Raw genomic sequence first — 21,350 nt, 5'->3', positions numbered from 1 at the left:
TCCCGCCACCCCGGTAGCCTGCCCAGCTGTGCAACCGATCCCCGTCATCGCGCTGACCGGTTATCTCGGCGCCGGCAAGACGACGTTGCTCAACCACGTGCTGCGCAGCCCCGACGCTCGAATCGGCGTGGTGATCAACGACTTCGGCGAGCTCAACGTCGACGCCGGCCTGGTCACCGGCCAGGTCGACGAACCCGCATCGATCGCGGGCGGGTGCATCTGCTGCCTGCCTGATGACGGCGGTCTCGACGTGGCGCTGACCCGGCTGGCCGATCCGCGGCTGCGCCTCGACGCGATCATCGTGGAGGCGAGCGGACTGGCCGACCCGGTGGCGATCTCCCGCATCATCCGGTTCAGCGGCGTCGACGGGATCCGCTCGGGCGGCGTGGTCGATGTGCTGGATGCGGTCACCCACTTCGACACCGTCGACAGGGACGCCGCCCCGCCGGCACGCTACGGGGCCGCGACGCTGGTCGTGGTCAACAAGCTCGACCGAGTCGCCGATCCGGACGCCGCGCTGCGACGCGTGGCCGAGCGCGTGCGCGGGACCAACCCGCATGCGCAGATCGTGGGCGCCACGGCCGGGCGGATCGACCCCGCGCTGCTGTTCGACGTGGCCGCCGACGAGCAGATGGGGCAACTGAGCTTCCAGGAGCTGTTGAAGGCCGGCGAGGACGACCGCCCGCACGACCACACGCATGCCGACTCGGTGACCGTGCTCAGCGACGGGTGTGTGGACCCCGGCGCGGTGTTGGATCTGCTCGAGGAACCGCCGGCGGGCGTGTACCGGATGAAGGGCACGGTCGCGGTCCGGTTCCGCGGCGCGGTGCGCCGCTACGTGGTGAATGTCGTCGGTGCGTCCGTGCACGTGGCACCCGCCCCCGCGCAAGCTCCCGCCAACTCCCTGGTCGCGATCGGCATGCACCTCGACACCGAGAGCGTGCACGCTGCCGTGTCGGCCGCGCTGGCGCCGAAGGACGGGACCGCGCCGGCGCCTGCCATCCGGCGGCTGCAGCGCTACCGCCGACTCAGCATCTGACACCTAGGCTGAGTCCGTGGCAGATCTCAATGTGCTCGGCGAGCCGCTGGACCCCTGCGGCACCGAACCTCTGACCGGGTTCTATCGCGACGGCTGTTGCAGCACCGGCGACGACGATGCCGGCCTGCACACCATCTGCGCCGTCGTGACCGCGGAGTTCCTGGCTCATCAGCGGTCCATCGGCAACGATTTGAGCACACCGATGCCCGCCTACCGGTTTCCCGGCCTCGTGCCCGGTGACCGCTGGTGCGTGACGGCACGCAACTGGCTGCGGGCACACCAGGACGGGCAGGCCTGCCCCGTGGTGCTGGCCTCGACGCACGAACGCACCCTCGACGCCGTTCCGCTCGAGGTGCTGGCGACCTACGCCGTCGACGTTCCCGACGATCTGGCGGACCTGTGATGGCCTCGGTGTTGACGGTGAACACGGCGCCCGTGCCCACCGATTTGGGCGAGCTACGCACCGGAATCGACAAGCGGCCGAGTGCCGAGGCTCTCGAGGTGCGGGCTCCCGGGCCGCGCAAGGACGGCTTGGGCAGCGGCGTCGTCGGGGACTCGATCTGCAATCGCCGCTACCACGGCGGCGACGACCAGGCGGTGTACGCCTATGCGCGTGAGGACCTCGACCGGTGGGCGGCTGAACTCGACCGCGAGCTGACCAACGGGATGTTCGGCGAGAACCTCACCACGAGCGGCGTCGACGTGACCGGCGCACTGGTGGGTGAGCGGTGGGTGATCGGCTCGGACGGCCTGGTTCTCGAAGTCACCAGCCCCCGCACGCCGTGCCGGACGTTCACCACCTGGCTGGGCATCCGCGGGTGGATGAAGACGTTCACCGCCGCCGCGCTACCCGGCGCGTACTTCCGCGTCATCACCCCCGGAACGGTGCGCGCCGGCGACCCGATCGAGATCGTCTCGCGTCCCGATCACGACGTCACGATCGAGCTCGTGTTCCGGGCGTTGATGACCGAGCCGGAGCTGCTCCCCCGACTCGCGGCGGCCGATGCCCTGCCGGACAAGATCAAACGCCAGGTCGCCAAGCGTGTGAATTGAATCGCAATCACCCGACAGATTGCGTGACGTTGTTTTGCACTGCCCCGAAGCCGGGAACGCGACGGGTGCGCCGCCGATGTCGATGACGATGTCTTTCCGGCGCCGTGTCGCGGCGTCGTTTCCGGCGTTCCCGCGTTTCCACCCCGATCCCGAGGAGTCCGACTTCCTGTGGACGATGCAAACTTCGCGCCCGCAACACACTTCGCCACCACTGCGGCATGGGTGGCCGGCGCCGTCGCCGTCGCGTACGTGCTGGGACTCGCGGTGTCCTGGCTGCTGCAACGGCTGGGCCGGCGCAGCCGCGTGCTACACGACATCGCTGAGCTGACCCGCATGCCGCTGCGAGCGACGCTGGTGGTGATCGCCGCCACCGCGACCATCAAACGCACCTCCGACGACCAGTCATCGTGGCGGGGCTGGTTGGACCATCTCCTGCTGATCGCGTTGATCGGTGCCATGACCTGGATGGTGGCCAGCCTCGTGACAGTGGCCGAACGGCAGATCATCGACCGGTTCGCCGGCGGGGACACCGGCCTGACCGACGCCGACCGGCACCGCCGCAAGATCCGCACCCAGGTCACCACGCTGCGCCGCCTGGCGGTCGCGATCATCGTGGTGCTGGGCGTAGCGGCGGCCCTGATGACATTCCCGTCGTTCAGCGACATCGGTCGAACGGTGTTCGCCTCGGCCGGAGTGTTGACCGTGGTCGCCGGTCTGGCCGCGCAGACCTCGCTGGGGTCGGTGTTCGCCGGGATCCAGATCGCGTTCTCCGACGCCATCAGGGTCGGCGACGTCGTGGTCCTCGAAGAGGAATGGGGCCGGATCGAGGAGATCACCCTGACCTACGTCGTGGTCCATCTGTGGGACGAGCGCCGGCTGGTGCTTCCGTGCACGTACTTCACCACGACCCCGTTCCAGAACTGGACCCGTAACGCGACCCAGCTGCTGGGCACCGCGGAACTCGACGTCGATTTCACCGTCCCGTTCGATGCGATGCGCGCCGAGCTGGACCGGTTGTTGCGGGCCAACGAGAAGTGGGACGGGCGCGTCGGAGTGCTGCAGGTGACCGACGCCGTCGACGGAGTCGTGCGGGTTCGCATGCTGGTCAGCGCCTCCAATGCGGGACAGCTGTTCGACCTGCGCTGCGATGTTCGCGAGGGAATGGTGGCCTGGCTGCAGCGCAGCAACCCCGGTGCGTTGCCGGTGCGGCGCATCGAGCACCAAACCGACAGCGACCGGGCAGGCCTTCGGAACAACGGGTACCACCATGGCCCACAGGCAGATTCGGGCCTGTTCAGCGGCAGCGCGGATGCCGAGCGCCGTAATCGGGCTTTCGAGAAGACCGGTTAGGCGAGCGGCGTGACCGTGGTGCTGTTGCCGGAGCCCGTCGTCAGATACGGCGTGCCATCGGCGCCGATCACGACGGCGTAGACGGGCATGCCGGCGGCAAACGGGATGTCGAGCAGCTTGTTCACCCCCGACGTCGACAGCGCGTACACGGCACCGCCGCTCGGACCGTAGTCGACGACGTAGCCCGTGCCGTCCGGGGCGAACACCAGGGGTTTCGTGCCGTCGACCGTGAGCGGGTCGGCCAGTGTCAGGCTCGTGCCCGTCGCGCCCTGCGCGTCGAAGCCGGTGACCGTGATGCTGCTCGGCGAACCCGCCCTCGTCAGGAGGTAACCGGTTCCGTCGGGCGCGAACTGGATGTCGACGAAGCCCGGGTTGCGTCCGTCGGGTACAGGCGGGGTCGGGGTGTCTGTCGACAGAGACAGGACCTGGGTGGCCAACGTGCCCGGGGGCAGGGTGCCGGCGGGGTACCTCACCACGGCATAGGGCGTGCCGTCGGGCCCGAAGATCACCGGACCGTCGACGGTTGCCCCCGCCGGCAGGTCGACGGTCCGCACCACGGTCCCGTCGGCGCCCAGGACTGCGACATGGTCGGCACCGCCTGCGGAGTACCTGACGTAACCGAACTCGTCGGCATGCGGGCCGGCGCCGATTGCCTGAACGAATCCGGGGTCGGCGGGCGTCGTGCCGGGCAGGACGATCGTCGTGCGGTTGCCGGCGGAGTCGAACACCGCAACGGCAGTGGTGTCCGCGGTCGGATCCACGATGGGGGCGTACACGGCTCCCGCCGGCGTCACCTGGAAGCCTGTCAGCGTCGAGATGCGGCCGTCGATCGGGTCGAGGGTGTCGATGCTGGTCCGGGTGAGCTTCGAGATGTAGGTGGTCCCGTCGACCCCGTTGTCCTTGGCACCGTCGAAGGTGTGCGTCTCGAGGTAGACGCCGTCGTCGGTCACCACGGTGACCCCTGCCAACCCCGACAGGGTTCGCACACTGCTCGAGGTGCCGTTGACCGTGTACAGCCGGGTGGTCTGGCTGCCGAACAGTCGGACGTCGGCGGTCAGATAGAGCGTGCCGTCCGGACCGAGCACCGGCTCGCCCAGCGCGGAGGCCGAGTAGGGCACGAAGATCGCTTTCGACTTCCCGGCGGTGTCGAATGCCCGCAGCGTGGAGCTTCCGAAGCCGCTCGACAGCAGGTAGGCGGTGCCGTCCTCGGCCAGCGTCAACGAGGTGCGGGGCGGCAGTGACCGCACGGTGTCATCAGGCGAGATCCGGACGAAGCGGTAGGAGTACGAGCCGTAGGGGATGAAGGGCACGGTGATCGTGGTCTCGGTATACACCGACCCGTCCGCACCCACGGTCAGGCCACCCGCGCCGCCGACGAGACGTGCAACGGTGGTGACCTCGCCCTGGTTGTCGACCGCCGAGATGGTCGACCGGTTTCTCAGGCCGCCGTTGACCGTCGACACGAGCAGCGTGCCGTCTGGCCGAGCCGCGATCGAGTCGACACGCGAGTTCGCCGTCCCGCCCGGCAGATAACCCGTGGTGGTGACGACGTTCCCGTCGCTGTCGAGGATGCTGACCCGTGTTCCTGTGGCGTCGGAGGTGACCTGATACAGGGTTCCGTCGGCGCCGACGACGACCGGACCGTTCGGTCGGCCCGGGACGGCCACCGATGCAGCCTCCGCGGCCAACGTCTGGGAGGTGCTGGTCTGCGGGCCGGTGGTCCCGACGTCACTGCCCTCGGCGACCTGCCGTCGGGCTTGGGCGAGCATCGTCCAGATCAGCGGCGCAGCAGCCGGGGCGTCGGGCTCGTCGGAACCGTGTGCGGGGGTGTGCGGCGCGAACAGCGACCTCAACACCGTGACGCCGGGATGTGCCTGTGCAGCGGGGCCGGTCGAGTCCGGTACCGAGGACGAACTCGCAGGCGCACTCGAGGAGATGGGCAAACTGGCGGCGACCGATCGCCGCGGCGTGGGCCCAGGTGCTGCGTCGTCGCGGTCGGAGGTGCCTTCGACCCCGTGGTCGGCCTCCGGAGTGGCCCGCCGAGTGGCCTTGGGACGATGTGCGCGCCGGGTGACGGTGCCCTCGGCGGCGGGGTCGCCGGATTCTGCGGTGGGATGTTCGGATTCTGCCGTTCCGCTGCCGGCATCGGTTTTTGACGGCCGCGCAGGCTTTTTCGGGCCGCGCTCACGCAGAGGGTGTGCGACACGGTTGGTCGTGCCGTCAGAAGCGGCGGACGTGCCTGCCCCACTGCTCGTGTCGGGTGCCGCCCACGCCACTCCCGATGAGGCCGCGACCGCGTACCCGATGCCGAGAGCGACCGCCAGCGCCCCTACCCGACCGATGTGCTCACCCGATGCCATTGCCAGACTCCCCCCGGTGTTGTCTGGCAAACATAACGCCTCCCGGGGCCGAACACCCGCACATCGCGAAGGTCGGCTAACGGATCGTGTAGCCGCCGTCGATGAGCAGGTCTGCGCCGGTGATCATCGCCGCCGCGTCGGAAGCGAGAAAGACTGCGGCAGCAGCGATTTCGTCGGGATAGGCGAATCGACCGGCGGGAATCTGCTTTTTCAGCTCGTCCCCGCGCGGGCCGTCCCAGGCCTTGCGGCCGAGTTCGGTGAGCACCACCGTCGGTGAGATCGTGTTCACCCGCACCCCGCGCGGGCCCCATTCGGAGGCCAGCACCTTCGACATCCCGACGACGCCGAACTTCGACGCGCAGTACGCGACGTGCTGGTCGAGCGCCACCGTCGCGGCCTGCGACGCCATGTTCACGATGGCGCCCCCGCCCGCCGCGAGCATGTGCTGCCCGACGGCCTGGCTGACCAGGAACGTGCCGGTGAGGTTGACCGCGATGGTCTTGGTCCACGCGTCGAGGCCGAGATCCTCGGCGGGGGCCAGCATCACGATGCCGGCGCTGTTGACCAGGATGTCGATGCGGCCGAACGCGGCGACGACGTCGTCGACGGCCGCGGTGACCGATGCCGGGTCGGCGACGTCGGCGGCGAATCCGCGGCTGTCGCCGCCGAGGTCGGTCGCCCGCGCCCGGGCCGCGTCCCCGTCGAGGTCGACGACCGCGACGCGGGCACCCTTGGCCGCGAACGCGGCGGCGATGGCTGCGCCGATGCCCGACGCACCTCCGGTCACCATCGCGGTCTTACCGGTCAACGGGAAGTTCAGGTCGACTACCGGCTCGGTCATGGTGAAAGTCCTTTCGCTGTGAGGGACGGGTCCTCATCCAGGACCGCGGCCGCGATCTCGGCGTCGGTCACCAGGCCGGAGATCAATCCGGAGCGCAGGACGGCGCGGGTGGCGACGATCTTCTCGGCTCCGGCGCAGATCGCGATGACGGTCGGGATGGCGCGCAGACCCGCTTCGGTGATGCCCATGCGGCGCTCGTCGAGACCGGCGATGCGCCTGCCGTTCTCGTCGAGCAACAACCCGCAGGTTTCGGCGCGCACGCCGGCCTCGTACAGCGCGGCGGCCTCGTCGTCGGGCACCGAGGTGTACACCTGCGACGCCTCGGCGGTCCAGCCACCGACGGAGACGAGCGCGCAGGTCACCCGTGAGTGGTTGGCGAACGCGTCCTTGATCGGCGAGGTGCTCGCCAGACTGCGAGCCGTGCGGGCGTCGGCGACGACGTAGGGGGCGTAGAGCGGCCACGACTTGCCACCGGTGACCTCGGTGATGCGCCGGGTCAGGTCGGCGCCGTTGGAGGTGAGCCCACCGGCCAGGCCGGTCAGCTGCACGACGTCGCACCGCGGTAGATCGTGCAGGTAGGGGGCGATGCGGGTCATCGTGCGGCCACAGTCGATGCCGATCACATCGCCTTTGCGCAGCACGGACTGCAGCAGGTCGGCCATCGCCTTCGCGACCGCTTCGACCCGGTCGGCGGTGTTCTTCGACTGACCCACGACGGCGTAGGCGTGCTGCAGCGAGTAGCGCTTCTGCAGAGCGGTGGACAGCTCGACGTCGATCGCACCCGGATCGTGGATCGTGATCTCGACCATTCCGGATTCCAGCGCCTCTTCCAGCATGCGGGCGACTTTGAAGCGGGACAGCCCGAATTCCTCGGCAATCTCGACGCGGGTGCGTCCCTCCAGGTAGTAGCGGCGGGCGATGACGGCGCGCTGGAACAGCTCGTCCGGTCCCATCTCGCCTCCCTGCCCACCCGATCATCAACACTGCTCATATGAGCACAGCCGCTTGACATGTGAGCATAGCCCAGAGAATGATCCACATCACAAGCATCAAATGAGCGGTTTGTGTAACAGATGAGCGCGAGGGAGTGCGATGTGACCGTGGCCAGTTCCGGGACCGTCGAATCGACCCCGGCCACCATGCGGGCCAGTGTCATGACCGGCGTCGGCGCCCTGCAGATCGAGGACAGACCGGTACCCACACCGGGCGATCACCAGGTTCTCGTCGAGGTCGCAGCCGTCGGCGTGTGCGGCTCGGACGTGCACTACTACCGGCACGGGCGCATCGGCGACTTCGTCGTCGAGCAGCCCATGATCCTGGGTCACGAGCTCTCCGGGCGCATCGCCGCGGTGGGCGCGGGAGTCGACCCGACCCGCGTCGGCCAGCGCGTCGCGGTCGAACCGCAGCACCCGTGCCGGCGGTGTGAACAGTGCCGGGCGGGCCGCTACAACCTGTGCCGTCACATCGAGTTCTACGCCACCCCGCCGATCGACGGAGCCTTCTGCCGGTACGTGCTCACCGACGATGACATGGCCCACCCGGTGCCCGATTCGATGTCCGACGATGCCGCCGCGCTGCTCGAGCCGCTGTCGGTCGCCATCGCGACCATGCGCAAGGCGCACGTGGCGCCCGGCACCTCGATCCTGATCGCCGGTGCCGGACCGATCGGTGTCATCTGCGCGCAGACCGCCCGCGCGTTCGGGGCCGCCCGCATCGTCGTCACCGACCTCGTCGCCTCCCGCCGGGAGAAGGCGCTGCAGTTCGGCGCGACCGAGGTGCTCGATCCCACCGCGGTCGACGTCGCGGCGATCGAGCCGGTGGACGCGTTCGTCGACGCCACCGGCGTGCCGGCCGCCGTGGTCAGCGGCATCAAGGCCGTCGGTCCGGCCGGCCACGTCGTACTCGTCGGCATGGGCGCCGACGAATACCCGCTGCCCGTAGCGCACATCGCGAACAACGAGATCAACCTCACCGGCGTGTTCCGCTACACCGACACCTGGCCTGCGGCCATCCACCTGGTCTCCAGCGGCGCCGTCGACCTCGACGCGATGGTGACCGGCCGCTACGACCTCGAGCACGTGGGCGAGGCGCTCGACAGCGATTCCGACCCGGCCAGCCTGAAGTCGATCGTGGAGCCCCGATGAGCACCACCGGGAAAGCACTGTTGCGCTGCACGGACATTCGCAAGGGCTTCGGCGGAGTGCCTGTGCTGCAGGGCATCACACTCGATCTGCAGCCGGGCACGGTCACCGCACTGGCCGGGGAGAACGGTGCCGGCAAGTCCACGCTGATGAAGATCATCAGCGGGCAGTACAGCGCCGATCACGGCACCGTCACCGTCGGCGACGCCACGCTGGCACCGGGCAACACCCGCGATGCGGTGCGCCACGGTGTGGCGATCGTGCCGCAGGAGCTGGCCTCGATCGAGAACATGTCGGTCTACGAGAACCTCTTCGTGGGGCGCGAACTCACCGTCGGCCCGTTCCTGAACCGGCGCGCGATGATCGACCAGGCACGCGACGCGCTGGCCGTCTTCGGCGTCGCGATCGACCCGTCCGCACGGATGGGGAGCCTGCCAGTGGGGTTGCGGCAGATCGTCGAGATCGTCAAGGCCGCCAGCACAGGCGCGCAGGTAGTCATGCTCGACGAACCGACCTCGGCGATCTCCGAACGCGAGGTCGAAGGCCTGTACAAGGTGGTGCGGCGGCTCCGCGAGCACGGGGTGGCGATGGTCTACACCACCCACAAGATGGCCGAGATCCGTGCGATCGCCGACCGGGTCGTGGTGCTGCGCGACGGCGGGCTGATCCTCGACAAGCCGATCGGCGACGTCAGCGACGACGACATCGTCACCGCGATGATCGGCCGCGAACTCGACGCTCTTTTTCCGGACCGCCCGACACCGGGCACCGACCCTGTGCTCGAGGTGCGCGACCTGCAGGTCGAGGGCGCCTCGGGACCGGTGTCGTTCACAGTGCACGCCGGCGAGATCGTGGGTTTGGCCGGTCTCGTCGGCGCAGGCCGCACCGAGTTGCTGGAGGCGATCTTCGGCGCCCGGTCCAGCAGCGCCGGTCAGATCACCGTGCGCGGCAAGACCGTCAAGCGCAATCAGCCCGCGGCGGCCATCAGCGCCGGCATGGCGATGGTGCCCGAAGACCGCAAGCTCTCCGGGGTGGTGCTCTCGATGAGCGTGCTCGACAACGGCACCCTGCCCCGGCTCTCGTCGTTCTCTCTGGCCGGCTGGCTGCGCGCCCGGGCCCGCAACAAAGCGGTGTCCGACGTGATGTCGTCGGTGCGGCTCAAGACGCACGGGCTGAGCCAGGAAGTCGGCACGCTCTCGGGCGGCAATCAGCAGAAGGTGGTGTTGGCGCGCTGGCTCACCGGCGACGTCAACGTCCTGCTGCTCGACGAGCCGACCCGCGGCGTCGACGTCGGTGCGCGTAGCGAGATCTACCGCATCGTCACCGAATTCGCGGCGAACGGGATGGCGGTGCTGATGGCGTCGTCGGACATGCCGGAGATCGTCGGGCTCTCGCACCGCGCATTCGTCATGCGCGACGGCAGGTTCGTCGGCGAACTCGACCGCGACGCGCTCGACCACCCCGAGGTCCAGGAATCGGTCTTCCGCCTGGCCACCGCCCTCGACACCCGATCAACGACGACCCCGAAGCAGGAGGCTTCATGAGTACCGACGTCGACAGCAGCGCGCAGCCGCCCGGCCCGTCGGCTGCCCCGACCGTCGTCTCGCCGATCACCGGCGAGCCGGTGAAATTGTTTTCGCGGCAATGGATCTCGGGCATGCTGCTGCGCTACTCGATGGTGATCGTGGTGCTGCTGGTGATCGCCTACTTCAGCTACCGCAGTGCCCGCTTCTCCACCCCCGACAACCTGGTGACCATCCTGGTCGCCGCGGCGCCGTTCGCGTTGATCGCGCTCGGTCAGACGCTGGTGATCCTCACCGGCGGGATCGATCTCTCGGTGGGCAGCGTGATCGCGGTGTCGGCGATGTCGGCCGCGGCGACAGCCAAGGCCAACCCCGGCCAGGTCTGGCTGACCGTGCTGGTCGCCGTGCTGGTCGGCCTGGCCGTCGGCTGTGTGAACGGAATCCTGGTCTCGCGCATCAACGTGCCCCCGTTCATCGCCACCCTGGGCACTCTGACGGCGGGCTCGGGTCTCGCGTACGTGATCGGCGGCGGCGCACCGATCAACGGGCTGCCCTCCGAATTCGGCTCGATCGCCAACACCAAGATCCTCGGCCTGCAGATCCCCGTGCTGTTGATGATCATCGGCATCATCGCGCTGGCGATCATCATGAAGCGCACCACCTACGGCATGCGGGTGTACGCGGTCGGCGGCAACCGCAATGCCGCGGAGATCGCCGGCATCAACGCCAAGAACGTGCTGTTCAGTGTGTACGCGATATCCGGGCTGCTGGCCGGACTCTCGGGTGTCATGCTCGCCTCCCGCGTGATCTCCGGGCCGCCGAACCTGGGCCAGGGCTACGAACTCGATGCCATCGCGGCCGTCGTGATCGGCGGTGCCAGCCTGATGGGCGGGCGCGGCAGCATCTGGGGTACCGCGCTGGGCCTGTTCATGATCATGACCCTCAACAACGGCCTCGACATCCTGGTGGTGCCCGCCTACTGGCAGGACGTGATCAAGGGCGTGCTGATCGTCGCCGCGGTCGCGGTCGACGTCTGGTCCTCCAGGAGGCGTACCTGAGGCGAGCCGAATCACCCATCTCCGCACCACGTTTCACTGTCGAAATCGAAAGAAGAGAGAACCCATGAGATTGATCACCAAGATCGCGGCGATGGCGTCGGCGGGCGTACTCGGCGCCTCACTGACCGCCTGCGGGGCCGGCGACACCACGTCCAACGCGGACACCAAGCGTATCGGCGTCACGGTGTACGACATGAGCTCGTTCATCACCGCGGGCAAAGAGGGCATGGAGGCCTACGCCAAGGACAACAACATCGAATTGGTCTGGAACTCCGCCAATCTCGACGTCTCCACGCAGGCCAGCCAGGTCGACTCGATGGTCAATCAGGGTGTCGACGCCATCATCGTGGTGCCGATCCAGGCGGATTCGCTCGCTCCCCAGGTCGCCAGCGCGAAGGCCAAGGGCATCCCGCTGGTGGCCGTCAACGCCGCGCTGAACAACCCCGACGTCGCGGGCAGCGTACAGCCCGACGACGTGGCCGCCGGTGAGCAGGAGATGCAGATGATGGCCGACCACCTCGGTGGTAAGGGCAACATCGTGATCCTGCAGGGTCCGCTGGGCCAGTCCGGCGAGCTCGACCGCACCAAGGGCATCAACAACGTGCTGGCCAAGTACCCGGACATCAAGGTGCTCGCCAAGGACACGGCCAACTGGAAGCGCGACGAAGCCGTCAACAAGATGAAGAACTGGATCTCCGGCTTCGGCCCGCAGATCAACGCCGTCGTCTCCGAGAACGACGACATGGGTCTCGGTGCGTTGCAGGCACTCAAGGAGTCCGGCCGCAACGACGTGCCCATCGTCGGTATCGACGGCATCGAGGACGGCCTCAACGCGGTCAAGAGCGGTGAGTTCATCGGCACCTCGCTGCAGAACGGCACCGTGGAGCTGTCCGCCGGCCTGGCCGTCGCGAATGCGCTCGCCAAGAAGGAAGAGGTGAACACCAAGCCGGTGTACGTGATGCCGGCGATCACCAAGGACAACGTCGACGTCGCGATCCAGCACGTGGTGACCGATCGGCAGAAGTTCCTCGACGGGCTCTCGGAGCTGACCGCCCAGAACCTCAAGACCGGCGACATCGCCTACGAGGGAATCCCGGGTCAGAAGCAGCCCTGACACACCACCCGAAGTGGGGCCGGTCGCACTGCGACCGGCCCCTCTTTCGTCAGTCCTTCCCGGACGCCTGTTGCCCGTAGCCGGACAGCAGCCTCCCGACCTCGGCGATCTCGGCGTCGTCGAGGATCCGCACCGGCGCCCCGGTCGCCATCGCCCGCAGCTGCACGTCGCACACGTACTCGAGGTAGGGCACCAGATTCAGCACCTTGGGCAGTGCCGCACCGGCCAGCACGGCGCCGTGGTTGCCCATCAGCGCTGCGGTGCGGTCCCGCAGTGCGGCGATGACGTTGCCGGCCAGCCGCTGGGTGCCGAAGGTCGCGTACGGGGCGACGCGGACCGGGCCACCGAACAGCGCCGAATAGTAGTGCGACGCAGGGACTTCGTCGACGACGGTGGACAGCGCCGTCGACGCCGGCGCGTGGGTGTGCACGACGGCCGTGTGCGCCGATGAGCGGTACACCGCCAGGTGCAGGGCCAGCTCGCTCGACGGCGCGAGCACGGCGTCCACGGCGTTGCCGTCCAGGTCGTGGATGCCGACATCGCGCGCCGACATCGCCTCGTAGTCGACCCCGCTGGGCGAGATGACCACGAGGTCGTCGACCCGGATCGACACGTTTCCTGCGGTGCCGACGACCAGGCCCGAGCGGCTGAGGTACTGGCAGGCGTCGACGACCTGCTGCCGCTGCTCTTCGAGTTTCACGGTTCGAGAATGTATTTCGATCCGCGGCCGGCGGCCATGTCCTCCAGGCTGGGCACCAGGTCCGACAGCGGCCGACGCTCGGTCACCAGCATCGAGCCGTCCACCTTGCGGCTGGAGAGCAACTCGACGGCGGTACGGACGTAGTTTGGCGTGTGGTGGAAGACTCCCTTGAGGGTGTATTCCTCGTAGTGCATGGCGCTGGAGTCGACGGAAAACGCTGCGCCAGCCGGTGTTCCGCCGAACAGCACCGCTGTCGCACCGGGCCGCAGCGTACGCACGGTCTGCTCCCACACCTGAGGCAGGCCGACGGCTTCGATGCCGACGTCGGCGCCGCGGCCATGGGGGGTGTGTCGTTTGATCAGCGCGACGCGGTCCTCGAAGTCGGTCACCTCGGACAGGTCGATGGTGTCGACGGCGCCGGCCCGCAGCGCCTGTTGCAGCCGCCACGGCGACTGGTCGACGGAGATGACGTTGGCCCCCCGCAGTGTGGCCAGTCGCACGAACATCAGCCCGATCGGGCCCGCCCCGTGCACCACGACCGTGTCGCCGAGTTCGATCCCCGTTTCGGCCATCCCGTGCACCACCGTGGCCAGCGGCTCGAGTGGCGCCGCGTCGGCGAAATCGAGATCGTCGGGCAGCGTGTAGGTGTTCCTGGCCACGATCGCGGCCGGGATCACCACTTCCTCGGCGAAGGCGCCGTTGAGGAATTCCAGGTTCTCGCAGAGGCTTTCGCGATGGCGGATACACGCCCAGCAGTAACCGCACGGCACGGTGTTGGCGGCGGTGACGCGGTCGCCGACCGCGAAAGTGTCGACACCGTCACCGACCGCCGTGACGACGCCGGCGAACTCATGGCCGAACCGCGACGGCAGGGTCGGGAACAGCTTGGGGTGGCCACGGCGGTACGACTTGAGGTCGGTGCCGCACGTCGCGGCGGCGCGCACCTCGACGAGGATCTCTCCCGGTCCGGGCTCGGTGGAGCCGATGTCCTCCAGCCTCAACTCGCCGGGACCGTAGAACATGGCGGCTCTCACGCGGGATTCTCCTTCGACAGCTGGTGCAGAGGTGTTTCGTGCAAGGTGTGCAACAGATCTCGGGTCTGCTGGTAGATCCGCTCATAGAGGGTGCGCAGCCGGCGGTAGGCAGCGGCCGCGTCCGGGCGCGGCGCCACCACGGCGTCGGTGACGCTCACCGCCGCCGCGGCTGCCGGCAGCGTCTCGTAGGCGCCGACCGCCGTCAGCGCGATCGCGGCCGCGCCGAGCGCACTGACCTCGCCGGTCGCGCACACCTGCAGCGGCCGATCGAAGACGTCCGCCAGTATCTGCGTCCACAGCGGACTGCGCGCCCCGCCGCCGGTCGCCCGGATCACCTCGACGCGTTCGCCGCGCGCGGCCTCGAGTCCATCGAGCTGCAGGCGCAGTTCGAGTGCGATGCCCTCCAGCAGGGAGCGATAGAAGTGCGCGCGGGTGTGACATCCCTGCCAGCCCAACGTCACTCCCGAGGCCTGCCCGTCCCAGTGCGGAGTCTGCGCGCCGTTCCAGTACGGCAGCGTGACCAGCCGTTCACTGCCGATCGGCAGCGCCGCGGCCGCCTGCTCGAGCGCGGGATCCGGTGCGCCGACCAGACCGGGGTCACCGAACTCACGGCGGAACCAGGTCGACAGGTAGGTGCCCGAGGAGCTGAATGTCTCCACGGTGCACTGCCCCGGCATCGCCGAGATCATCGATCGGTAGGCCCGTGCCGGAACGTAGGACATCGTCTCGCTGCCGATCACGACGGCCGTCCCGAGCACCAGGTAGGCCGCCCCCGGATCGGTCACCCCGAGGCCGATGCCGCCGGCCTGACCGTCGCCGGTGCCCGCGATCACCGCGACGTCGCGGCGCACGCCCCACCTGTCGGCGATGTCCGGGAGCACTATGGCGATCGTGGTTCCGCTCGTGACCAATTCGGGCATCTGATCCCGCCGCACCCCCGCGACATCGAGCAGCTCGTCGCTGTAGTCGCCGGTGCTCTGGTCGATCACGGCCAGCGGATCGACCGACGCGGTGCTGGACACCCAGCGACCGGTCATGGCGTGCACCAGATAGGTGTGCACGTCGGCGACGCGGTGACAGCGCGCCATCGTGTCGGGTTCGTGGTCGCGCAGCCACAGCAGCTTGTAGAGCCCCGGGGTGATGTCGGCGGGCTTGCCCGACAACAGTTCCACGCGCTCGGTGCCGTAGGCACGGACCTCGGCCTCGGCGCGGCCGTCGAGCCACAGGATGGCCGGCCGTATCGGCACGCCGGCGCTGTCGAGGCAGACGAAGCTCTCCCGCTGATGGGTCACGCAGATCGCTGCCACCGTGCTGCGATCCGAAATCTGTTGCAGCGCAGCTGTGATCGCCGCATCGGTGGCAGTCCACCATTGGCGGCTGTCCTGCTCGAACCAGTGCGGGACGGGGCTGCGCGTATCCAGCGCCTGGCTCGCCGAACCCACCACCCGGCCCGTGGCGTCCACCACGATCGCCTTCGCGGCGGTGGTCGAGCAATCGACCGCGATGACCAGCGGCGCCGTCGGGGAACTCACGGCCGGGCCACCAGGACGTTCACTCCGGCGTCGGCGAGACGACGGTGCTCGTCGGGGTCGATTCCGGCGTCGACGACGACGACGTCGAAGTCCGTCAGGTCGCAGACCCGGTGAATGGCGCGGCGGGCGAATTTGGTGTGGTCGACCAGCAGCACGCGCAGCTCGGCGCCGTCCATGAAGGCGCGCTTGAGTTGCGCTGCGGCGCTGGAGGGATGAAAGCACCTGCCGCGCGAGAGCGCAGGCACCGACATGAACAGCACGTCGTAGTGCACGTCGTTCAACGCCCTGGTGGCCTGCGGGCCGAGGAAGGAGGAGAACTCGGGGACGAAGTCGCCGCCGATCGCGTTCAGATGGACCCGCGGGTCGGTCGAGAGGTCGTTGATCGCGGGCAGGAAGTTCGTGAACACGGTGAGCGGCAGGTGCGGGGCGAGCAACGGCACGACGTGCAGTGCGGTGGTGCTGTCGTCGAGTGCCACGGCCGTCATGTCGACACGGTCGGTGGCCCAGCCCACGGCGGCTCTGGCCACCGCCTGCTTCTCGTCGAGGTTCAGCATTCGGCGGAGCCCGACGTTGCGTTCGAACGCCTCACTGGGCGGCGCCTCGGCTCCCGAACGCACCTTGCGCACCATGCCGACCTGGTGGAGGTGGTCGAGGTCGCGGTAGATGGTCATGGTGCTGACGCCGAATTGGTCAGCCAGCTCGTCGATCCGGGCCGTGCCCTTGGCGCGGACGAACTGAGCGATCTCGGCGCGGCGGGAGGCGTTGCCGGTGGCGCGCGCAGGCGGCATCGCTGTCACCGCACCTCCTCGCACGCCACGACTTCTCAGGAAACATCACAAAGTTAACAACGATGTTGTGACATCTGCAAGGAGGTGGCAGCTCGTCAGTTCGGTAGCTGATAGTCCATCGGCGGACCGCCGCCGTTCGCCGAGTCGCGATCGGCGATCGCGGTGGCCACCAACACGCCGTCGCGGACGGCACCGACCACGACGACGTGCTGGGCGGGTCGCACCGTCGTCGAACCCGGGGGAAGCACGCGTGCGGTGTCCGGCGTGATGGCGAACGTCGTGGTCTTCCCGTCGGCATCCACGGTGGTCAGCGAGTGAGGTGACACGGCGGTCACCTGCCCGGCACGCTGGACGTCCTGGGTGACGGCAACGGGCGCCACCGGGTGCGGCATCGTCACGGTGGCCGGCTGTGCGCCGTCCGGCCCGGCGACGGCGAGCAGCCATCCCGCCATTCCACCGGCCACGATCATCGAGAGTAGGCCCCACCGCGGACCGGCGTGCGCCGGTGCGGTGGAGCGTCGATGCCTGCCGTGCAGGTGTGTCGTGACCATCGAGCACCGGCTACCCGGCGCGCCCCCGGCAGAAACACCGGCGTCGGCTCATCGCCACGCGAACACGGGCTGTTCCAGCTGGTCGACGGGATCGGCCCGGCCTTCCAGCCCCAGCCACCGCAGCTGCAGCAGCACGGCTCCGGTCGGGGCGTGGATCAGGTCGTTGCCCAGCGGGATCTGTACCACCGGGCGCGGGCTCTCCGGGATCGTCACGAACCGCGGCGAGTCTGCTCGCAACAGCTGGTGAAGTCCCACCCGATACACCGCGACCACCTCGTCGGGCGCCGGGCGCAGGTCGAGCCGGCCACCGCCCCAGACCACGACGGGGGTGATGACGTACCCCGAGCGGGTCGGATAGTCGTCGAGCAGTCCGAGCACCGCGTCGTCCGGCAGCGCAACGCCGACCTCCTCGTCGAGCTCGCGCAACGCCGCGTCGATCGCCGTCTCCCCCGGGTCCAACCGACCTCCGGGCAACGCCCACTGAGCGGCATGAGTCGACAGACGAGATGCCCTGCGGCACAGCAGGAAAGCCGCACCGCCGGACACATCGACCATGCGGCCGTCCAAGTTCTCGGGCATCGGCCGCCCGGCGATCCAGTCGTCCACCGGAGCCGGATCCACCCGGTCCTCTCCGACCACGGAGTCGACCAGCACCACGGCCACGGCAGCGCGGCGCTTGTCAGGATCGGTGACGATGCGCCGCCGATGCCCGATCAGGTTGTCCCTGATGCGGTCCCGCAGCGCGTCGTCATAGCCCAGGGTCACCGCTCGACAGTAGCCCCGGCGACGGTTGAGGCCGGTGGTGACGGGTATGTCGGCCGACCATGACCAGTGTCCCGACCCGACAGAAGCGTGACCACACCGAACTCGATCGACTACTGCACGAGATCGAAGCCGCCTCGGGAGCGGACCGGCAGAACGCGCTGAATCGACTGTGCCGGCTGGCCCGCGGCGAGGATCCCAGCACGGAGGCATCTCGATGACCGCCACCGACCAGGCCCAGTTCGACCGTCTCGCAGCGCAATTCGCCGAACAACTCGCCGCGGTGCAGGATTGCACGACCACCCGCTACGTGCGAGCCGACTGGGCACAGCGCAACGCGGACCTGGCCCGCTTCCTGCTGCCGGTACCACCGTGGGATTTTCTGCGTCACCCGGCCATCCGCTATCAGATGTTCGTCGGCGAACGCCTCCTCCCCGAGGAACTCCCCTACGTTCTGGCACATCTCGACGATGTGGAGCTGCTGGCCGAGGACCCGGTGGGCATGCCGCCGACGGTGGCTGTGCCGGACACCTCTGTCCTGACGTCGTCGAACACCGTCCACCAATTGCATCACCTGGCGCGCTATCAGGGGACCACCGGCCGAAGCCTCCGCGACGTGGACACCGTCGTCGAATGGGGTGGAGGATTCGGCAGCCTGGCCCGTCTGCTGGTCCGCTGGCATGGCAGCGGACCGACCGTGGTGTTGATCGACACGCCGGTCTTCTCCGCGCTGCAGTGGCTCTACTTGAGCGCCACCGTCGGCGCGGACCGGGTTGTGCTGCATCAGAGTGCCCCGGTCGCTCTGAGCCGCGGCAAGGTCAACGTGGTCCCGATCGGCCTGGTGCCCGACGTGGACGTCACTGCCGATCTGTTCATCTCGATGTGGGCCTTGAACGAGAGCACGTCCGCAGCGCAGCGCGACGTCGTCCAGCGCGAGTGGTTCAGCGCCGAACACCTGCTCCTGGCGATGCACGCCGGGGACCCGTTCGCCGAGACCGTGCGCTCCCACGGGGCCCGCGACGAGTTGCTGGGCACGTTCATGCCCGGTCAGGAGTACCTGATCAGGTAGGGCTACCGCCCGAAGACCAGCGACACGTTGTGACCGCCGAATCCCAGCGTGTTGGACACCGCGTAGCGGTAGTCGCCGGAGCGGCGTTCACCGGCGACCACATCCAGATCGATGTCGGGGTCGGGAGTGTCGTGGTTCAACGTCGGAGCCAAAACCCCGTCCCGCAGCGACTGCACGGCCAGTGCAGCGGCCACCGCGCCCGAGGCGCCCATCGAGTGGCCGAGTGCGGCCTTGGGGGCGGTCACGGCGGGCCTGTGGTTTCCCAGGACGGCGTGCAGCGCGCGGGCCTCGGCGAGGTCACCGACGCGCGTGCCGGCAGCGTGGGCGATCACCGCGTCCACATCGCCCGGGTCAACGCCGGCGAGCTCCAGCGCCCGGCTCAACGCCGCGGCGGCCAGCTGCCCGTGGGGTTCCGGCTCGATCAGGTCGACGGTGTCCGAGGTGGTGCCCACGCCGAGCAGCCGACCCAGGATGGTCGCCCCGCGTGCCCTGGCGTGCTCCTCGGTTTCGAGCAGCAGCAGCGCCCCGCCCTCACCGAACACCATGCCGTCGCGGTCCTTGTCGAACGGGCGGCACGCGCCCCCCGGGTCGTCGTTGCGATGCGACAGCAGGCCCATGTTGTCGAAGGCGGCGATGGGCAGCGGTTCGATCCGCTGCTCCACCCCGCCACAGATCGCGACGTCGGCCTCGCCCAGCGTGATCAGCCGCCAGGCCTCGGCGATGGCTGCCGCCCCAGACGCATCGCCGCTGGTGGGGGCGATGACGCCGGCCTTGGCGTGCCGGTCCAGGCCCACGGCGGCAGCCGGCGCGTTGGGCATGTGCATCTGGACCGCCAGCGGAGAGATCGCGCGAAGTCCGCGAGACTTGAACTCCTCGTATCCCGTCCACAGGTCCATCGTCGAGCCGTACGCGTGGCTCACCGACACCAGCAGGCGCCGGGTGTCGACCTCGGGTGCACCCGCGGCCTCCCAGAGCCGGCGGCTCAGCAGCAGGGCCATCTTCTGCGTGTAGGACAGGCGGCGGACCTCCACCCGGCTGAGCTGAGGATCGAGCTCCTCGCGGATCAACCCACCGATGGTCACCGGCAACGGGAACTCGTCGATGAGACGGTCGGCGATGGAGCCGATCCCGCTCTTGCCGTTGAGCAGCGCGGCCCACGATTCCTCGGCGTCAGCGGCCAGCGCCGTCGTCGCGGCCAACGCCGTCACCACGACGGCCGGCCGGTGAGCTGTGGCTGTCATCTCGTCCGATTCCCCTCGACCCGTCGGAATGTCACCAAAGATTCTCTAACGAGACGTGCAGGCAACGTCAAGGCAGCCCCTGCCGAAGGGCGTGCGCGACTGGTGAGACGCCGCCGGCGCGACACCCTGTGGGGGTCGCGCCGACGGGTTGCAAGCGTGCGTGATCAGCTGATGCCGACCACGTCCTGAGCGATGGCGGCCAGGCGGGTCTGCGCGGCGGACACGACGCGCTGACGATTCTTGTGCGCCTCCTCGTAGGCCACGATCACGCGGATGTCGGAGGCCTCGGTCAGCTCCTTGACCGCGGCCACCGCATCGGTCTGGTTGAGCTCGTCGTACTCGGCGATCGGCAACTCGTCGCTGTCCAGGACACCGGCGGCGCCGCGCGCGGCGTGGATCACGTCGGCGACGTCCTGCGCACCCTGCTCACGCGTGATGCGCTCGGCGGCCTCCAGTGCGGAGTTCCGTGCTCCGGCGAACGCCTTCGCGGCGATCTCGCCGCTGCGGGCCCCGCGGTCGACGATGCCGCCAACCGCCGGACGCACAGAGCGCACCGCTTCCACGGCCCGGTCGGCACGTTCCACCGACCAGGTGAACGGCAGGTTCAGCAGCTTGACCGTCAGCCCCGCCGCGGCCTGCAGGGGGGTGCGGCGCAGCGCCGCCGGACCGCCGAGCGCATCCTCGGCGAGCACGGTGGTCAGCCAGTCGACGGTCGCCGAGTGGGCGGTGATCAGGCGGTCAGCCAGCTCCTCGACGTCCTTGTGCTTGGCGGCGACGGCCAGGGCCTTGACGTAACGAGAGCGGTCCAGGAGCTGGTCCTCGAGCGCGAGGTCGCCCAGCAGCGCCTCGTCGAACGGCTCCGCCTGCTCGGTGAGCGCCTTCACCGCGGCAGCGGCGCGGCCCAGGAACGGCCCGATGACATCGGGGAAGCCGCCGAGGTCGCGGATCGCGGCCTCGATCTGCTCGGCGCGCGCCCGGCCGTTCTCGGCGTTCTGCGTCAGCTCGCGTCGCACCGCGTCGGTGCGCGCCTGCACGATGCGGGTCTCGGCGACCTGGATCTCGGTGTTCGTCAGATCGAGCAGCGTACGAAGCTGGGCGATCAGCGTGGCGGTGATGGATTCGGTGGTGGCGGTGGTGGCCATGTGTCGTACACACTCCTTCGGGAGTCGGCTTCTTCTTCGGTCGCTGGCACTG

The 21,350-nt window shown here is 69.0% G+C and carries 21 protein-coding genes; 10 read left to right on the top strand and 11 right to left on the bottom strand.

The features are described from left to right. Window positions 1–28: 28 nt before the first annotated feature. The 4 genes from MHN84_RS10390 (at window position 29) to MHN84_RS10375 (ending at window position 3,442) form a co-directional block, all read left to right on the top strand. Entirely contained in the window at window positions 29–1,039 is a 1,011-nt protein-coding gene (locus tag MHN84_RS10390) for a GTP-binding protein (RefSeq protein WP_241204539.1), read from the top strand. 16 nt (window positions 1,040–1,055) lie between these two features. Continuing rightward, window positions 1,056–1,442, top strand: coding sequence for a DUF2237 family protein (locus MHN84_RS10385; protein ID WP_241204538.1), 387 nt, complete (start codon window positions 1,056–1,058; stop codon window positions 1,440–1,442). After that, complete coding sequence (locus MHN84_RS10380) at window positions 1,442–2,092, top strand: MOSC domain-containing protein (RefSeq protein ID WP_241204537.1); 651 nt, start codon at window positions 1,442–1,444, stop codon at window positions 2,090–2,092. Before MHN84_RS10385 ends, MHN84_RS10380 begins: the two co-directional genes overlap by 1 nt. 168 nt (window positions 2,093–2,260) lie before the next feature. Further along, a complete protein-coding gene (locus MHN84_RS10375; RefSeq protein ID WP_241204536.1) occupies window positions 2,261–3,442 on the top strand; it encodes a mechanosensitive ion channel family protein in 1,182 nt (393 codons plus the stop codon). Here the strand turns inward: MHN84_RS10375 and MHN84_RS10370 are convergent. The 3 genes from MHN84_RS10370 to MHN84_RS10360 form a co-directional block, all read right to left on the bottom strand. Further along, window positions 3,439–5,802, bottom strand: a complete 2,364-nt coding sequence (locus MHN84_RS10370) for a hypothetical protein (protein ID WP_241204535.1) — start codon at window positions 5,800–5,802, stop codon at window positions 3,439–3,441. The two genes, MHN84_RS10375 and MHN84_RS10370, sit on opposite strands and share 4 nt — an antisense overlap. A 76-nt stretch (window positions 5,803–5,878) precedes the next feature. After that, window positions 5,879–6,643 carry a GolD/DthD family dehydrogenase gene (locus MHN84_RS10365; protein ID WP_241204534.1) on the bottom strand — a complete coding sequence of 255 codons (765 nt, stop codon included), beginning with the start codon at window positions 6,641–6,643 and terminating at the stop codon, window positions 5,879–5,881. Next, a complete protein-coding gene (locus MHN84_RS10360) occupies window positions 6,640–7,596 on the bottom strand; it encodes a sugar-binding transcriptional regulator (RefSeq protein ID WP_241204533.1) in 957 nt (318 codons plus the stop codon). Before MHN84_RS10360 ends, MHN84_RS10365 begins: the two co-directional genes overlap by 4 nt. Before the next feature lie 201 nt (window positions 7,597–7,797). Here MHN84_RS10360 and MHN84_RS10355 point away from each other — a divergent pair, with 201 nt between their 5' ends. The 4 genes from MHN84_RS10355 (at window position 7,798) to MHN84_RS10340 (ending at window position 12,479) form a co-directional block, all read left to right on the top strand. Further along, on the top strand, window positions 7,798–8,787 hold the full coding sequence (locus MHN84_RS10355; RefSeq protein WP_241204576.1) for an NAD(P)-dependent alcohol dehydrogenase: 990 nt from the start codon (window positions 7,798–7,800) through the stop codon (window positions 8,785–8,787). Next, window positions 8,784–10,328 carry a sugar ABC transporter ATP-binding protein gene (locus MHN84_RS10350; RefSeq protein WP_241204532.1) on the top strand — a complete coding sequence of 515 codons (1,545 nt, stop codon included), beginning with the start codon at window positions 8,784–8,786 and terminating at the stop codon, window positions 10,326–10,328. The genes MHN84_RS10355 and MHN84_RS10350 overlap by 4 nt, the downstream gene beginning before the upstream one ends. After that, entirely contained in the window at window positions 10,325–11,365 is a 1,041-nt protein-coding gene (locus tag MHN84_RS10345; protein WP_241204531.1) for an ABC transporter permease, read from the top strand. The genes MHN84_RS10350 and MHN84_RS10345 overlap by 4 nt, the downstream gene beginning before the upstream one ends. 64 nt (window positions 11,366–11,429) lie before the next feature. Continuing rightward, on the top strand, window positions 11,430–12,479 hold the full coding sequence (locus tag MHN84_RS10340; RefSeq protein ID WP_241204530.1) for a substrate-binding domain-containing protein: 1,050 nt from the start codon (window positions 11,430–11,432) through the stop codon (window positions 12,477–12,479). Between the two features lie 49 nt (window positions 12,480–12,528). Here MHN84_RS10340 and MHN84_RS10335 read toward each other — a convergent pair whose 3' ends face one another. From MHN84_RS10335 to MHN84_RS10310, 6 genes are all read right to left on the bottom strand, one after another. Beyond that, the gene (locus MHN84_RS10335) at window positions 12,529–13,179 is read right to left on the bottom strand and encodes a class II aldolase/adducin family protein (protein ID WP_241204529.1); all 651 of its coding nucleotides are present in this window, start codon (window positions 13,177–13,179) and stop codon (window positions 12,529–12,531) included. Beyond that, window positions 13,176–14,213, bottom strand: a complete 1,038-nt coding sequence (locus MHN84_RS10330) for a zinc-binding dehydrogenase (protein WP_241204528.1) — start codon at window positions 14,211–14,213, stop codon at window positions 13,176–13,178. Before MHN84_RS10330 ends, MHN84_RS10335 begins: the two co-directional genes overlap by 4 nt. Next, window positions 14,210–15,745, bottom strand: coding sequence for an FGGY-family carbohydrate kinase (locus MHN84_RS10325; RefSeq protein ID WP_241204527.1), 1,536 nt, complete (start codon window positions 15,743–15,745; stop codon window positions 14,210–14,212). Before MHN84_RS10325 ends, MHN84_RS10330 begins: the two co-directional genes overlap by 4 nt. Then, window positions 15,742–16,533, bottom strand: a complete 792-nt coding sequence (locus MHN84_RS10320) for a DeoR/GlpR family DNA-binding transcription regulator (RefSeq protein ID WP_241204575.1) — start codon at window positions 16,531–16,533, stop codon at window positions 15,742–15,744. Before MHN84_RS10320 ends, MHN84_RS10325 begins: the two co-directional genes overlap by 4 nt. A 95-nt stretch (window positions 16,534–16,628) precedes the next feature. Next, window positions 16,629–17,084, bottom strand: a complete 456-nt coding sequence (locus tag MHN84_RS10315) for a hypothetical protein (protein ID WP_241204526.1) — start codon at window positions 17,082–17,084, stop codon at window positions 16,629–16,631. 48 nt (window positions 17,085–17,132) lie between these two features. Then, a complete protein-coding gene (locus MHN84_RS10310; RefSeq protein WP_241204525.1) occupies window positions 17,133–17,849 on the bottom strand; it encodes a CoA pyrophosphatase in 717 nt (238 codons plus the stop codon). Window positions 17,850–17,908: 59 nt separating this feature from the next. Here MHN84_RS10310 and MHN84_RS10305 point away from each other — a divergent pair, with 59 nt between their 5' ends. Further along, on the top strand, window positions 17,909–18,067 hold the full coding sequence (locus tag MHN84_RS10305) for a hypothetical protein (RefSeq protein WP_241204524.1): 159 nt from the start codon (window positions 17,909–17,911) through the stop codon (window positions 18,065–18,067). Further along, window positions 18,064–18,915, top strand: coding sequence for a hypothetical protein (locus MHN84_RS10300; RefSeq protein WP_241204523.1), 852 nt, complete (start codon window positions 18,064–18,066; stop codon window positions 18,913–18,915). The genes MHN84_RS10305 and MHN84_RS10300 overlap by 4 nt, the downstream gene beginning before the upstream one ends. A gap of 2 nt (window positions 18,916–18,917) precedes the next feature. Here the strand turns inward: MHN84_RS10300 and MHN84_RS10295 are convergent, their stop codons facing one another. Both MHN84_RS10295 and MHN84_RS10290 read right to left on the bottom strand, forming a co-directional pair. Further along, on the bottom strand, window positions 18,918–20,156 hold the full coding sequence (locus MHN84_RS10295; protein WP_241204522.1) for a KasA/KasB family beta-ketoacyl-ACP synthase: 1,239 nt from the start codon (window positions 20,154–20,156) through the stop codon (window positions 18,918–18,920). Window positions 20,157–20,320: 164 nt separating this feature from the next. Further along, entirely contained in the window at window positions 20,321–21,298 is a 978-nt protein-coding gene (locus MHN84_RS10290; protein WP_241204521.1) for a ferritin-like domain-containing protein, read from the bottom strand. Between the last annotated feature and the right edge of the window lie 52 nt (window positions 21,299–21,350).

This window comes from Mycobacterium sp. PSTR-4-N (assembly GCF_022348085.1).
Classification (GTDB): domain Bacteria; phylum Actinomycetota; class Actinomycetes; order Mycobacteriales; family Mycobacteriaceae; genus Mycobacterium.
This window is presented reverse-complemented; position numbering and strand designations above follow the sequence as displayed.